Here is a 14785-nt window from a genome sequence, read left to right on the forward strand (position 1 = left end):
CATGGGTCACTTTCGGGAAGACGATTTTACCAACATAGCTTCCGACCAGGCCTCTCTGCAGATCTGGCCTTTCAGCAGATCTGGCCGCTCAGCAGATCAGGGCCCGACAGACCAATGCCGTTTCACCGGAGGCAATGGCCAGGCGATATTTTTCAAATCTCGCCGCGATGTCTTCATGCCTTGGATACCAATTTTCCGACCAGGCCTCTGTCTCTGGTGTCGGTCGCGAAACATGCAAAAGCGCCAACAGGCTTAGTCGCCCACAACTGGACAGTCTGACCAGCCTGTCATCTCCCGCCGCACAAAATAATGCCTGGCTGTGGAACACGCCATGGCAAAATTCGGTGCAGAGTATGCGTTGCAGGTGTGCCCTTGAAACAGCGGGTCGTGCAACCAAGTCGACACAGTAATGTCGTCGCGGTCTGCCGTTCAGGATGGCTCTTTCAAGTAACTGTTCCATCGGCCGTATCACCTCCGAGCAGATCAGGAAAAGACTTTGCGAAAGGCGTCCTTTTTCAGGATCTTGCCGCCCCGAAAGGCAAAAATATCGCAGCCGCGAATATCCACCTCTTGGCCGTCACTCTGCTCGGTAAAGGACCATTCGCTGATGGCCTCTTGGCCAAAAATCACTGTTGCCCCTTCCTGGCGTTTGCCTGTGTCATGCGCCAGCATATTGGCGAAACCGCGCCGCACCTCGTCAATGCCGCGAAACGTCTGCCCCGGTTCCGGGCCAACCGAGGCGGCATAGACGCAATCGGGATGGATGTAGCGCATCAGGGTGTCCAGATCCTTGTTGGTCCAGGCCTGGCTGAAGGTCGCTAAATCATCATAGGTCATATCAATTCCTTTGGTCAGGGAGAAAGGCTTTGGTTGAGCTGTGCCAGGCATGTAAATGCCCAGCGTGCCTTGTCTTCCGGCAAAGCAAAGCAAATGCGGATCGCAGTGCGATTATAAATCCCGAACTTGTCCCCCGGTTCTACCAGGATGCCGTGTTGGTCACGCAAACGAGCGGCTAGGTCGCGGCTGTCCAATGGGCAATCTGGAAATTCAACCCAGAAGGCCGGCGTCGCAATTGGGTTGGAGATCTTTAGGCGGCTTCCGCTCAGAAAGGATCGGCCCCGGTCGCGGGCGCGGCGGAGAAAGCGGCGTTGTGATGTTTGAAGGGTGGAGACCTGCAACGGGCCGGTACCGGGAACCGCCGACTGGCTCACTTGGCTGGCGCCCAGCGTCAGATCTTGGTGAACCTCCACTATTTGTTGCAACAGATTTTGCGGCGCGGTCAAATACCCCAACCGGGCGCCCGCCAACCCACGCCCCTTTGACAGGCTGAAAACCTGTACCGCCCCTGGCACCACCCTGGCACCACCCTTGATGGCGTCGGTGTCAAACACCAGCCCGCGATAGGTTTCATCCAAAATCGGTTGAATTCCAGCGGTTAGCGCAGCAGCACATAGTTCCGAGACAGTGCCATCGGGGATAAGCGTTCCAAGCGGGTTGCCAGGGTTTGCGATGACGATTGCGCCGCCTTTGACGGCCTGCTTAATGGCGGTTCGAATGCTGACTTCGGCCGGTTCCTGAAGCGACATGTCATACGTTTTATGGGCAATTTTCAAATGTTTTACCGCCCGGTGATATCCTGGAAAGCCGGGCCGTGGGATCAGGATTGGCCCAGAGGCTTGCAACACGGCAAAGGTGCTGACCAACGCCATGGAGGCGCCTGCCGTTACCGCAACTGGCGGCATCCCGTCTAGGCCTGCGGACAGGCGCGCCCGCAACTCTGGGTCGCCGTAGCGGTCTGGGTATGCCACCGGGTTGGACATCTTGCCATCACAGGATGGCCAGAAATCCACGTCGGGGTGTACCACACCAATTGAGAGATCGATCAATGTGTCAGGGGGCGTCACAGCAGCTGCCTCGCCTCAAAAGAGTTGATTTGACCCCATCGCACCGGGATGTTCGCGGTGGGGTCTGGTTGCTCTGGTCAGGCGATAACGGGGTGTAACTCAGTGTCGGCATCGCCTAAGGCAGTCGCCGGGTCAGCACTGTCAGCGGGTTCAAAGGCCTTTGAGGCGATTTCCGCCGCGCGGAGTGACATCAGGCTGATTGATCCGGCATCCCCCATTCCATGGGTCACTTCGCAAAGCCCGTTCATCAAAATCTTTCCGGGAGCTTCTGGCGTCAGAGCAAGGTCGTATTTCCGCCCGACCGACACCGCGCCTCTTTCAAGCTGCAAAAGATGTTGCAATGGTTGCAGCAGGTTGGGTATCTTTTGGTTGTGCGGATGCGGCCCATAGTTGACAAATCCGGTCGCCAAAATCACCCCGTCATAGGCCTTGTCGAAGGTCCGGGTGTGCATTCTGTCGTTGATGGTGATTTCAATTTTGCCGCCCTTGTCACGGACGTTGTTGATCTCTGAAAGCCGGTGGAGTTCCAGTTTATTGCGACCAGCCAACTTATCATAATAAATTTGCTGGTAGATTTCTTGGATGACGTCTTCGTCGGCCGTGCCGTAGTTGGTGCCGTAAACGTCGCGATCTATCCGACGTTTCATCGCCTCTGAGGAATTGAAGTAGAGATCCGTGAACTCTGGGAAATAGATTTCGCTGACAAAGGGCGTGGTATCCTTGAGGGGGAATCCGAAGCGTCGCATGATCACATCGACTTCGACCTGCGGGTGCATCTTGGTGAGGTGCAACACTATCTCGGCCGCGGTTTGGCTGCTGCCCACGATGGCAATACGTTTGGCGTTGCCGGCAACCATGGCATCTATTGACGAGTTGTATTTGGTGAAGTGGATGCAGTTGGGGTTCGTGATGTCCTGAAATTGTTCAGGGATTTGTGGCGGGCGCCCGGTTCCCAGCACCACATGCCGCGCCAGTAGCTCAGGTCCATTGTCGCATTTGATCGCATAGTGGTCACCGCGAGGTTCAATCCCGGTTACCCAAGTGCCGCCAATGAAATGATCACGGAAATTCTCTGCCACCCAGGCAATGTAGTTTGCAAAATCAGGCCGCAGCGGCATGCTCATGTTCAGGTTCAATTGGGTCCAGAACAGACCATTCTCATGAAGATAATTGAGGAAACTGTAGCGGCTGCGTGGATTGCGCGGCGTGGCCAGATCGCGATGAGGCGAGTTTTGAATGTTTGAATACACATCCAGCGCGTTTTCAAACAGCATTTCATTCTGCCAGACAATCTGCTTTTGACTGTCGACAAAGCGAAAGCTTTTGTCTGGGTGCAATTCTTCCAGTGCGATTGCCAGAGCGATGTTGGCGGGTCCGAAGCCGATGCCGACAATGTCATAGATTTCCGTCGATGGGTGAGAGCGTTTCATAGATTTTCTTCCCAATTGTTAGAGTTATGCATTTGCTAAAATCGGTTGTGACAGGGTCGCCTGCAGAGCCGCCTCAATGCGGCCAATACCATCAAGCATGTCGGCTTCGGAGATCGTCAGGGGTGGCAGTAATTTCAGAACTTCACCCTTGGGGCCACAGGTTTCGATAATCAGGCCTGCTGCGAAACAGCGGGCACGCACCGCCTCGGCGAGGGCTCCGTCGCGCAGATCAATGCCCTGCATAAAACCCCGCCCCTTGGTGTGAAAACCATAGCGATGTGCCAGCGTTGAAAGCTCTGAGTGCAGCATTTCTATCTTGCTGTTCAAACGCTGGGCAAATGTGTCGTCTGCCCAATAGTGTTCAAGTGCTACCCGGGCTGTCACAAAGGCAAAATTGTTGCCTCTGAAGGTGCCGTTGTGTTCTCCGGGCAGCCAGTGGTCCAGTTCGGGCTTGATCAGCACCATGGACATCGGCAGGCCAAACCCGCTTAGCGCCTTGGCCATGGTAATCATATCCGGCTCTATCCCCATGTGTTCGAAGGAAAAGAATGTTCCGGACCGGCCGCAGCCCGCCTGGATGTCGTCTATGATAACTAGAATATCATTGCGTTTGGCCACTGTGGCCAGCTTGCGAATCCAGGGCGCGGAGGCATGGTTCAGGCCGCCTTCGCCTTGAACGGTTTCAAGGATAATCGCCGCCGGTTTATCGCAGCCACTGGAGGGGTCTTCGAGCATTTTTTGGAGCAATTCACATGTATCTGTACCGGCCCCGAGATAGCCGTCGTAAGGGAACCGGCTGACCTGGCTTAAGAGTGAAGCAGAGGCAGCGCGGTGATGGCTGTTTCCAGTCAAGGCCAATGCCCCAAGTGTGCAGCCGTGAAACCCATTGGTGAAGGCGATTACATTGGTGCGCCCAGTGATCTTGCGGGCAAGCTTTATCGCGGCCTCGACTGCATTGGCGCCTGTGGGCCCGGTGAACTGTAGCCGGTAGTTCATTTCACGCGGTCTGAGGATAAGGGAGTCGAAGGCATCGATGAATTGCGACTTTGAGCGGGTATGCATGTCCATCGACATCGCGATACCGCCCGACTGAATGTAACCCAGCAAGGCGTCTTGCAGCACTGGGTTATTGTGGCCATAGTTCAGCGCCCCACAGCCGCTTAAGAAATCCAGGTATTCTGCCCCCTGTAAACTATACATATGCGCACCGGCAGCGCGCTCGAAAACCGTCGTATAGGACCGGCAATAGCTCCTGACTTCGGATTCAATTTGATGATTCATTGTGGTCCCCCAAACAAATACCCATCCTTGCGCAATAATTCTCGATTGCTCCGCTAGATCGAGGCAGAGCTCAGCCAAGATAGGCAAGCGCGGGTCGGTCACTCATGAAAGTTTGCCGTCAATGTCGGGAATGGCATTGCAATTCGACGGCATGAAAAATTAAACTGACATATTTAACAACCTTAGGTTTAGCCCGACCGAAAAGTAATTGCAATGTAAGTTTGCGTTATTGAATGACTGCCGGTTGACGCCGGTAGTTTCGCGTTTGGAGGGCAACTCCAGATACTGAAGATGGGCTGGTTGCCGCCTTCTCAGTGACGGCACCGAAATGTGCCAAGATGGCGGTCTGAGGACCACAAAGTGGAGAGGGCGCCAAGAACCTGACGCGGCGAAGCGCTGCGACCAGAAATGCGTCTCGACGAACAGAAATCCGAAGACCCTCGCCTCAATTTGATGCGCCGGAGGAGACATAAACGGACGCGATTATTCAGAAGCTGCCTGTACTGATGAGGGCATCGCGTCACGGTTCGCCTCCAGTGCAAATGCTATGGAGGAGATAAAGACCAGCGTCCCGAAGCATGCCATCGCCGCCAGCACCAGTGGAAATTCTCCGACAGAGTGCAAAAAGGCGATGATCGGTATGGCGAAGCCTCCGACGGTGAATCCCATGAAATATCTTAGGCTGAAGGCCTTGGCGCGAAGCTCGCGCGGCACGTATGAGGCAACGATGGCATCGTTGACCACCACCTGACCATAGATCGCGGCCATTGCCATCACCAAACCCATCAACATCAGAGGACCGGTGCTGGTTGCAGCCACGGTGAGGCCGATTGGCTGAAATATGGCCACACAGAGAAATACCATCGGCAAGCTGAAGTTTTCGATCAATCGGCCCAAGGTGACTTGGGTCAGAGCGCCCAGCAGGAAAACGATGGTCGCTAAAGATCCGGTGAGCACAAGCGACAGTTCAGTGCCCAGCCGCTCGTCGACAATTTTTGGTAGGGAGATGGTTGTCATATTGAAGGTCAGGCCGCCCGCCACGATAGCCAGTCCAAAAATTGCCAATAGGGCGATGGGCCGCGCCACCGGCGGGCGCTTTCCTACCTTGGATATTTCCTGATTTTGGCCATCTCCATCGTAAGGTACTAGAATCATGAATAAAATACCGATCCCGATGCAAATCAATCCGGGCACCACAAAGGCGGCCTGCCAGCCAACGGTTGTAGCAATCAGCGCAGTTACCCCAGGTGCGCTGGCGGCGCCGATGTTCCCCCATGCGCCATTCCAGCCAAGTGATCGGCCAGGGTGCTGCGCATGCGTCACGATCATATCCGATCCGATTGGATGGTAGATCGCGGAAAATACGCCCAGAATGAGCAGCCAGATAGCCAGCCCATGCAACGAGGTTTGTGTGGAAACCCCAATACAAGATAACCCATATCCGATAAAGAACACCGCCAACATGTTGCGAGAGCCATAGCGCGCTGCCAGCCAACCAACCGGAAGGGAGCACAGTCCAAAGGCGACAAATGCTCCGGTTGCCAGCGTGATCAGCATCGCATAATCCAGCCCCCTCTCAACCGCGATGGCAATCACCGCAGTTGGATAGATCAGCAGGATGAAATGGTCAAAAGAATGGGCTATATTCACAAATATGATGGTGCGACGGGAGAGGTCGTTTGAGGTCATGATGGCCTATTTCCGCGAACTGATACGATGGGGTGTCGGCATTTTGTCTGGTCACGTGGCGGTCTGTCGGTGATGCACAATCTGCCCGCAGTCAATTCTGGTCCTGCGTCCCGGCACTGACCGACGACTGCGGCCCAGCACCGGCGGCAAGCGGCCTGCGGCAGCCAAATGTTGCTCTGGATGGTCTGCCGTATGAATCCAATGGGCGGTCGTCACGATTGACAGCAGAGCACCGGCAAAACCCAGTCCACTGATCTGATATCCCAACCCGGAAAGAGTGGTGATCATCGGTGCTCCTCACCGGACCGCACATTGACCAACGGACCGCGCATTCCGAGGTCGAACATTAGGTTTTCCTTGGCAGTCTGAGTCGTGGTTTCAAAAGTGGTTTGATCTTTTTTGGGACGGTACAGGAATGTGATGGTAAAATCAACTTGTAGTAGAGAGTAAATCAATTATTATACAACAGCAATCAAGTAAATGATTCGGATTCCCTGTGGGATCTCGTTTTTTCAGCAGGGTTCCATAGAGACCTAAAGAGGTAATTGAAATGACAGAAGAAATTGCTTCCGAAACCCCGGTCAAATCCACCGCACGAAAGATAAGTGCAAAAATCAAGCCAAAGGCCATTGAACCTGAAAGCCCAGAGCAGGATGTGGCTGTGGATAAGTCAAACGTGGTGCCATCGGTCGAAGAAAAAGGGACTGAATTGCCCAGCGAGATTGAGATCGAGAACTTGATCAAGACCTATGTTGTCGCTGCCATGGGGGTGGCCCTGGTGCCTGTACCGATGTTCGACGCTGCGGCCATTATTGCGGTGCAACTGAAAATGGTTCACGGGTTTGCCAAGCTCTATGATGTGGCCTTCAATGAGAAACTGGCCCGCCGCATTATCATCTCGCTGATTGGCGGCGCCGCACCTGTGGCGATCGCCTTGGGCGCGGCCAGCCTGGCCAAATCGGTGCCGTTGGCAGGGACCTTGGCCGGGACCGCAGGCATGGTTGTTCTTGCCGGGGCTATCACCTACGCCATCGGCAAAGTTTTCGCCCGGCACTTTGACAGTGGCGGTGATCTGATTGGCTTCAGCGTTGCCGATATGCGCGCGTTTTTTCTGCGCGAGTTCAAGTTGGGTAAGTCTGTGGCAAAGGATCTTAAGGCCGATAGCGCCACAGCTGAAACGGCAAAGCCGGAACTCGCATAATCTTGGTATTGGCAGGCCCATTTCAGGCCCTGCGCAATACCGTCGCGGGGCCAACTGACTATTTTGGAGGACCTCTTCAGTGGATGTAGCTGATCTGGCGCCCCAAAATGGTGTCGAGACACAGAAAAAACATCGGTTGAGATGGGCCGTTGATTCGGCCGCTAAGGGGCTGCTGGCCTTTCTCGCGATCCTTCTGATCCTCGGCGCGGCACTATATCCTGCCGTTGTTCGCATCGTTCCCGCCGGCTCGGCTGGGGTCGTTTACAAACCGCTCTCCAACGGCACGATCACTGATCGGGTGTTTCAGGAAGGCGTGCACATTAAGTACCCCTGGGACAAGCTATATATCTACGACATCCGTATCCAGACCATCCTGCACGACTTTACCACCCTGACCAACAAAGGCTTGCCGGTGACGTTGAAACTGGCCATCCGCTATCACCCGGAACGCGAACTTGTCGGGTTGTTGCACAAACATATTGGTCCAAACTACGCCGAAGTCATTGTCGTAAATCAGATTGAATCGGTTCTGAGACGGCGGTTGGGACAGGCCGATCCTGAAGAAATTTACACCAACAAGGCTGGCATTTTGACCAGTGTTCTGCAGGAGGCGGGCGAAGAAGCCGGCCAACGCTATGTAAAAATCACTGGGGTGCTCATCCGCGAAGTGGTTCTTCCGCCGCGCGTGGCTGCGGCGGTGGAAGATAAGCTGGTCTATCAACAGCAACTGGATGCCTATGAATTTAGGATCAGGCAACAGCGAAAGGAAGCCGAGCGTCTCAAGATTGAGGCCGGGGGCATTCACGACTATCTTTTCGAGATCAACAAAACACTGAATGACCGGTTAATCACCTGGCAGGGTATCCAGGCGACGCTGGAGCTGGCGGTTTCGAACAATGCCAAAGTCGTGGTGATTGGTGGCAGCCAGAATGGCCTGCCGCTCATTCTTGGTGGGGACACATTTTCAAATACTCCCAAGGGGCCGGCTGCTGTGGATGGGCGCTCGCCTCCGGGCATTTCTTTTACCAATGTCAGGCGCACTGAAACCGTACCGGTTGTCACCGGTCAGCCGCCACGCGCAGAAGTGGCGGACGGTTTGCTGACGGCAGCAGAATTCCTTGAGGCCCCATTCGAGGTGTTACCATGAGCGTAAACAAGTTGCTTTTCTTTATCCTCTGCGTTGGCCTTGGCTTGAATCTGGTGGTCCGCGGCGGTCAGGAAGCTGAGCGCAACAGGCTCGATTTGTCGACCCGACCTCCCGCGATCAATGAGTTGGGGGCCCATAAGACCGTGGCGCTTGGACTGGTTTACAATGGCAACAGCCATCCCCAATTTCGCGAGGGGGTGAACATGGCCGTAGCCGAGGTGAATGCACGCGGTGGCCTACTCGGAAAGCCACTCGGGCTTATTGAAATGGACGAAGCGGCGCTGGACCCTGAGGAAAGAGACCGAAATGTCGTTGCGCGTCAGCTGGTCGAGAACTCCGCCCTGCTTGCGGTAATCGGTCATTCCACTCGGGCCAACGCTGCGCAGGCGGCCATTCTTTATGATGCAAACAGTGTCATATATCTGAACGCTTTGGTGGCGCACAAGACTCTGAGCAATCTCCCCCTTGATTACACTTTCGCCATTATTCCCGACAGCCGGGACATTGGTGAAGGCATCGCGGATGCCATGTCGCAGTTAGGATTGCGTTCGGTGGCGATTGTTAGGGACCCTTCCGACCTCTCCGGCGAAATCGCCATTGCTGCAACAAACAGGGCGGCCTACCGGAAGATCGACATTGCCTTGCAGGTCACCCTGCACCGGCAACAGGCGAGCTATCAGGATCTGTTGACCCGTCTGGATCAAGCCGATGTTGATGCGCTGGTCATCCTGGCAAACCGACAAATGCGCGAGGGCCTGCTGCTGGACGCCGCGCGGCTGCGCTACGATCGGCCGATTCTGCTGGGGCATCCCGAAGGATTTGGCCTAACGGCCAAGGACCGATTTTCAGAGAACCTGGTAATCCTAAAGCCCAGCCTATTTGCCGAGCAAGAGAATGCATACCAAGTGGCGGACTTTCGAAGAGCATTTTTACGCAGCTATGGAGTCACCCCAAATGGCTGGGCCGGTCAGGGTTATGACGCGGTGTTATTGCTGGCAGCCGCGGTAGACGCCGCACAGTCCCTTGATCCATCAGTTGTGGCACCAGCGCTGCGCAACAGCCTGCCCTGGGCAGGCATTACAGTTGGCTATCCTCATATCTCGCCGCAACCGACGGATTATAGTGAATCTTTGACGTTTGTACCGGGCAATACTTTAGCATCTGACATTTTCATTTCTTCCAACCGATAGGTGGCGACATGCCCATAGCAAATCACTTCGTTCTCTGGATTGCGGTAGCTTATCTTTTGACTTGCGGTGTTCTTGGAATCGTCGGCCGCCATCGCAAGCTCGGTGGTTGGGCATATTTTTTCGCTTCGATTTGCCTGACGCCTTTACTTGGGCTTTTGCTATTGATGGCCTCCGACCCGCGCCATCGTCGCGGCTGAGGGTGGCCTGGGGCAGGATTGCGGCATCGCCGGATTGGCATCAGGTGAAATCATCCACCCGATACAAATCGGTTCGGTTGTCAGGGACTGCTGTTGTGAGGCATCTGCGTCGAAAAAATTAGCGGAAACGCACCAAGCTGTTGTTACAGGACCATGATTTTTTGAAAGAAAACCGCCAGTTCCTCAAAGCCATCCAGCGGCAGGACATGGGCGACATGCTGGTCAGGACGGATGATCAGTAGCGCCCCTGTATTGCGGTCGATCCCGCGCATATCAAAAATGTCAGGGGTCTGCTTGAGATCAGGGCAGAAGGCCTTTTCGTAGTCCGTCAGACGGTGGATCCCCTTGGTGGGCAGCAGCAGCTTTGGTAATGTTTCCAGTGTCATAGATTGATGCGGCAACTGGAACACGGCGCGCAGGTCAAAGAGACTGTCGATATCGGCCCCTTTGGGCGTAAAGCGTACCACCGGACTGTCCGGATTAGCGGTCAGAAAGTCGCAAAGCCGGGCAATGCCGCCACCGGGTTGGCCGCTATCCTGCGTCGCTGCAAAGGCGATTAACCGCCACCGGCCATCGGCTTTGAGCGTATGGCCAAGCTGCATCGGCTTGCCGTCACCCAGTCGGATCACCGGGGCTGAGTGGAACCGCATTCCAACTTTGAAACCTGCCGCCAGTGTTTGATGCGTCTGCGGCGCAGTGATGAGAGAGGTTTGATATCGGGTCTCAACTCCTGCGGTATAACGCCCGTGTTTCTGGAAAAACCGCTGGAATTGCGCGGCCTCTGCCGCGTCCTTGGGTTTGGCACTGAAAAGGCGGGCCATATCCCTGTCGAAGTCAATCAATTCCTTGGCTTTGGCGCGGCGTTCTTCCGAGTAGCTGTGCAGCAGAGCGGGGGCTGCCTGGCCACGCAAAACGGCCGCCAGCTTCCACCCCAGATTGAAAGTGTCGGCCATCGACACATTCATACCCTGGCCAGCCTTTGGGCTGTGAGTATGGCAGGCATCACCGGCGATGAAGATATTAGGGTTGCGGCTGCGCCGCTCTCCGTCAGGGACATCGTCAAAGGCATCACAGAGTCGTTGGGCTATTTCATAGGCAGACCACCAGGCGACCTCCTTTACATCCAGCGAATAGGGGGCAAAGATAGCGCGCGCCTTTTCGATCAACATCTCAGACGACACCTTCCTGTCGGCGGCACGTTCATCGCCGTGCAACTCGTCCAGCTCAATATACATTCGGACCATATAGCCGCCTTCGCGCGGGATAATCAGGATGCTGCCCTGATCCGCCGACTGGATGGCCGTTTTCAACCTAATATCCGGGAAATCGGTGATGGCCAGCACGTCCATCACGCCCCAAAGCTGCCGTGCCGAGGTGCCTTTCAGGGCTTGGCCGATGAATGTTCGCACAGTGCTGTGGGCGCCGTCACAGCCAACAACATAGCGGGCGCGAATGATTTCCGTCTCGCGGTCGCCATCAAGGCATCTGAACGTGGCGGTGATGGGATAGTCCGCGTCATCAGATCTGCTTAGCTCTATCAGTTCTCGATTGTAATCTGGTGTCAGTCGATGCGGGCTGTTGTGCATGACCTCAAGGTGGAAATCATGCACCCTTGCCTGGTTGAGGATGACATGGGGCATTTCAGACAGATCCTCGGCGACGTCCTGAATCCGGTCCGCCCGTTGCAGACCTGAGCCACCCTCAAGGGGGCGCCAGAACGCCACCTCATTGACCCAGTAGCCCTCCTTGATCACCTTTTCCGCGAACCCGAAGGCTTGAAACATCTCGATTGACCGGCAAGCGATGCCATCGGCTTGGCCGACTTCCAGCGGTCCCGATTTGCGCTCTGTGATCCGCGTGGTGATCTCGGGAAAGGCAGACAATTGCGCCGCAAGTGTCAGCCCAGCCGGACCACAGCCAACGATCAGAACATCAACGGTTGCTGAACTGGCATCTGTCGCGTCCAGCGCCTTTGCGACAAATGGAACGCCGGGGTGAAAGCCATTCAGATGATACTGCATGTGGGGTTTTCCAGTTTAGTATGTGCGCATATCAAGTAGCAGGCAGGGCGCCGTCGCGTCAATATGATATGTATGCATATCATATTGACGCTCGGCGCGTTTTGCGTCGAACTTGGTGTCCTCTATTTACAGGCCGTTTCATTGGATGTTCCAAGAGACGGATTTGGATGTGAATTTGAATTTCAAATAATTGCCCAACTAAATAGCAATCGTTGACAGATGCAGGGGAAGAGGTCACGGTTGGTTAAATGGCCTGTTTTTTTCGGGAAAAATATGGTGCTTTAAAGTCCGGGGTGCTTCGATTGCCGGACGCAGTCACTTTGTAATGCATTTGAAGACTTGTTTATTGAATAGACAGCTGGCGACAAACGCGCCGGCATTGTCCAATTGGGGAGGGAACAAAATTATGCCTAAAGGTGTCAAACGAAACCGCGGCGGTGATGACGATGGTGACGATGGGGATCGAAAATCAAAACGACTGAAAGAGCAACCTGATGAAGAAACTATTCTAGATCAGTTGAAACCGTTGAAGGCCACTCTGGGAAAGTTTTTGACGGGGGCATCAACTGCTCAGTATCGAGGAGGGGGGGTGAAGATCGGTGGGGCAGCGACACCCGGGCCATTGAAGGCCACCCATAAATTTGAGGTCAATAGAATTGGACGTACCAGTGGATGCCATACATGTGGCAAGGCACCGAATGACGTATGGATATCAGATCACATCCCACCTAAAAATCTAAGTGAAAGTGCCATTTTAAACTATTGGCCAAAATGGAAGAAAGGGTCTTATCGTTTTTTTCCCCACTGCAATACATGCGCCGAGGATCAGAGTAAGCTGGTCAAAAAGTTGAATGCTATTGCTAAGAAGAAGGGTGCATTTCCGGATCTTTCGGCGAAAGAGAAAAAAAATATTCACCATCAGGATTTGTCACTGAGTATTAAAGGGCAAAAGGCTGAAGCGTCTAACAACCAGCGCGATGAGATGCAAGATTTTGGCGATTCGGACGGATGCCATACATGTAAGAAAAAGCTGGCTAGCACTAAGTTCGATGCTGACCATGTTCCGCCCCAAGAATTTGGCACCGCGTATTTTCAGTATGCTTTGAGTGCCTTGAAAATCCGGGTTCCCAAATGGCAGGTGAGACCGCAGTGTAAAACTTGCTCCAGAAGCCAAGGGGATGACGTGAAGCAAATGGGTGTTAAAATTCGGAAAATTCTGACGGAGAACGGACTGTCTGTCTACAAGTAGAAGCGATTAGCCCATATCGTAGATATGGCCCTGATTGGGCCGCCCCGTCAAACCGGCTGTTCCTCAGCCTATGAGGCTGTCGCGGTCAGACCGCAGGGCGGCCAATATCCAATGTGGATTGCGTTGGCCGGGGGGGGAGCCCCCGGACCGCTTTCTGATCCGCCTCAGGCCACCTCCAGCCATGTTTTCATACCAGCCGCCTGATGCCCGAGCATATGGCAATGCAACAACCATTTGCCGGGATTGTCGAAGACGCAGAGAATATCACGGGTGTCACCGGCGTCGACCAGGGTGGTATCCCTGAAGGCTGCCGGATTCCCATCCGCCTCAACTTCGAAAAAGTGGTGGCCATGCAGGTGAATTCCATGTGGGAAACGGGTGTTGTTCACCAATGTTATGCGCGCGGTCTGGCCGCGTTTGAAGCTGTGAAATGGAATGTCAGTTAGTCCCGACTGACCGTTAAGGCCCCAGATGTCAGTCAGCGTATTGCGTGGGCTCATTGCGCCGCCGTCCATGGTGAGCGTCAGGGCCAGCGCATTGTCCAGGTCAGGCTGCGCCACCCTGTTGGCCGGTAGCGGCGGTATGATTGAGGCGACGCGGTGGTTATTGGTGCCTGTACTGGAAATCTCGCCCATAACATAGGGGCCGTCGCGGGTCGGAAAGACAAATTGAACGCCCTGGGGGGAGGTGACATCGGCAATGATATCGGCCCGCTGCGCCGGGGCCAGCACCAGGTCTGCAATGTCCTGAGGCTCGGCCAGCGGCATACCATCCAAAGCGACCAGCTTACCTTGGATGCCAGTCAGATCGATTGGGAACACGCGATCGGTTGCAACATTGATCAGGCGAAGGCGCAGGCGGTCGCCGGTGCGAACTGCACCTTCTGTGGTGATGATCGCGCGGGCAAAATTCCCCAACCGGCCCGCATGGGCCTGGTCATGCGGGCTGTCAAAGTCGGCAGCCAGGACGCCGGTGTCTGACATTCGCCAGTCATCAATCAGAACGGTAATATCGTGATCCACATCCGGTGGATTGGTTTCTTCGACGATCAACGGTCCATATAACCCCTTGGCGACCTGCTCCCATGATCGGTTATGAGAGTGATACCAGAAGGTCCCCGCATCCGGCGCCCGAAAGCGATAGGTGAATGCATCGCCGGACGGGACGACATCCTGGGTCAGTCCCGGCACACCATCCATTGCGTTGTCCGCGCGCAGCCCATGCCAATGCACTGCCGATCCCTGATCGATCTGGTTCAGAAATCTGACATCAAGGAAGCCTCCCTGAGGCAGGCGAAGTTCGGGGCCGGGTGTGGTGCCGTTGTACCCCCACATGGCGGTTTTTGGACTGCCACCTGGTAAGATCTGGGCGCTCACAGATTGTGCAATCAGCTCGAGTGGAGTGGCCGCCCAGCTGAGCTGCGGAGCCAGTATTGCCGCGCAGCCCGCGGTCAGGAATTCACGTCTTTTCATAGTG

11 protein-coding genes are annotated in these 14785 nt (G+C 54.9%); 4 read left to right on the plus strand and 7 right to left on the minus strand.

The window, feature by feature from the left end; all coding sequences use genetic code 11:
• Nucleotides 1–483: 483 nt before the first annotated feature.
• The 5 genes from QPJ95_RS15750 to QPJ95_RS15770 form a co-directional block, all read right to left on the minus strand.
• Nucleotides 484–837, minus strand: coding sequence for a nuclear transport factor 2 family protein (locus tag QPJ95_RS15750; RefSeq protein WP_270917070.1), 354 nt, complete (start codon nt 835–837; stop codon nt 484–486).
• A 14-nt stretch (nt 838–851) separates the two neighbouring features.
• Nucleotides 852–1904 (minus strand): aminotransferase class I/II-fold pyridoxal phosphate-dependent enzyme, encoded by a 1053-nt coding sequence (locus tag QPJ95_RS15755; RefSeq protein ID WP_270917071.1) that lies wholly within the window; start codon nt 1902–1904, stop codon nt 852–854.
• A 77-nt stretch (nt 1905–1981) separates the two neighbouring features.
• On the minus strand, nt 1982–3334 hold the full coding sequence (locus tag QPJ95_RS15760; RefSeq protein ID WP_270917072.1) for a SidA/IucD/PvdA family monooxygenase: 1353 nt from the start codon (nt 3332–3334) through the stop codon (nt 1982–1984).
• A gap of 24 nt (nt 3335–3358) precedes the next feature.
• Entirely contained in the window at nt 3359–4615 is a 1257-nt protein-coding gene (gene ectB, locus QPJ95_RS15765; protein WP_270917073.1) for a diaminobutyrate--2-oxoglutarate transaminase, read from the minus strand.
• Nucleotides 4616–5098: 483 nt separating this feature from the next.
• Nucleotides 5099–6304 (minus strand): MFS transporter, encoded by a 1206-nt coding sequence (locus tag QPJ95_RS15770; protein WP_270917074.1) that lies wholly within the window; start codon nt 6302–6304, stop codon nt 5099–5101.
• 550 nt (nt 6305–6854) lie between these two features.
• On the opposite strand from QPJ95_RS15770, the gene QPJ95_RS15775 reads away from it, so the two are divergent.
• The 3 genes from QPJ95_RS15775 (at nt 6855) to QPJ95_RS15785 (ending at nt 9842) form a co-directional block, all read left to right on the plus strand.
• Entirely contained in the window at nt 6855–7505 is a 651-nt protein-coding gene (locus QPJ95_RS15775; RefSeq protein WP_270917075.1) for a YcjF family protein, read from the plus strand.
• 79 nt (nt 7506–7584) lie between these two features.
• The gene (locus QPJ95_RS15780; protein ID WP_270917076.1) at nt 7585–8652 is read left to right on the plus strand and encodes a prohibitin family protein; all 1068 of its coding nucleotides are present in this window, start codon (nt 7585–7587) and stop codon (nt 8650–8652) included.
• The gene (locus tag QPJ95_RS15785) at nt 8649–9842 is read left to right on the plus strand and encodes an ABC transporter substrate-binding protein (protein ID WP_270917077.1); all 1194 of its coding nucleotides are present in this window, start codon (nt 8649–8651) and stop codon (nt 9840–9842) included. Before QPJ95_RS15780 ends, QPJ95_RS15785 begins: the two co-directional genes overlap by 4 nt.
• 340 nt (nt 9843–10182) lie before the next feature.
• Here QPJ95_RS15785 and QPJ95_RS15790 read toward each other — a convergent pair whose 3' ends face one another.
• Nucleotides 10183–12060: an FAD-dependent monooxygenase gene (locus QPJ95_RS15790; protein WP_270917078.1), complete on the minus strand. Its 1878-nt coding sequence runs from the start codon at nt 12058–12060 to the stop codon at nt 10183–10185.
• Nucleotides 12061–12466: 406 nt separating this feature from the next.
• On the opposite strand from QPJ95_RS15790, the gene QPJ95_RS15795 reads away from it, so the two are divergent.
• Nucleotides 12467–13309: a hypothetical protein gene (locus QPJ95_RS15795; protein ID WP_270917079.1), complete on the plus strand. Its 843-nt coding sequence runs from the start codon at nt 12467–12469 to the stop codon at nt 13307–13309.
• Between the two features lie 164 nt (nt 13310–13473).
• Here the strand turns inward: QPJ95_RS15795 and QPJ95_RS15800 are convergent, their stop codons facing one another.
• Nucleotides 13474–14781: a multicopper oxidase family protein gene (locus QPJ95_RS15800; RefSeq protein WP_270917080.1), complete on the minus strand. Its 1308-nt coding sequence runs from the start codon at nt 14779–14781 to the stop codon at nt 13474–13476.
• Between the last annotated feature and the right edge of the window lie 4 nt (nt 14782–14785).

It is taken from the genome of Parasedimentitalea psychrophila (assembly GCF_030285785.1).
GTDB lineage: Bacteria > Pseudomonadota > Alphaproteobacteria > Rhodobacterales > Rhodobacteraceae > Parasedimentitalea > Parasedimentitalea psychrophila.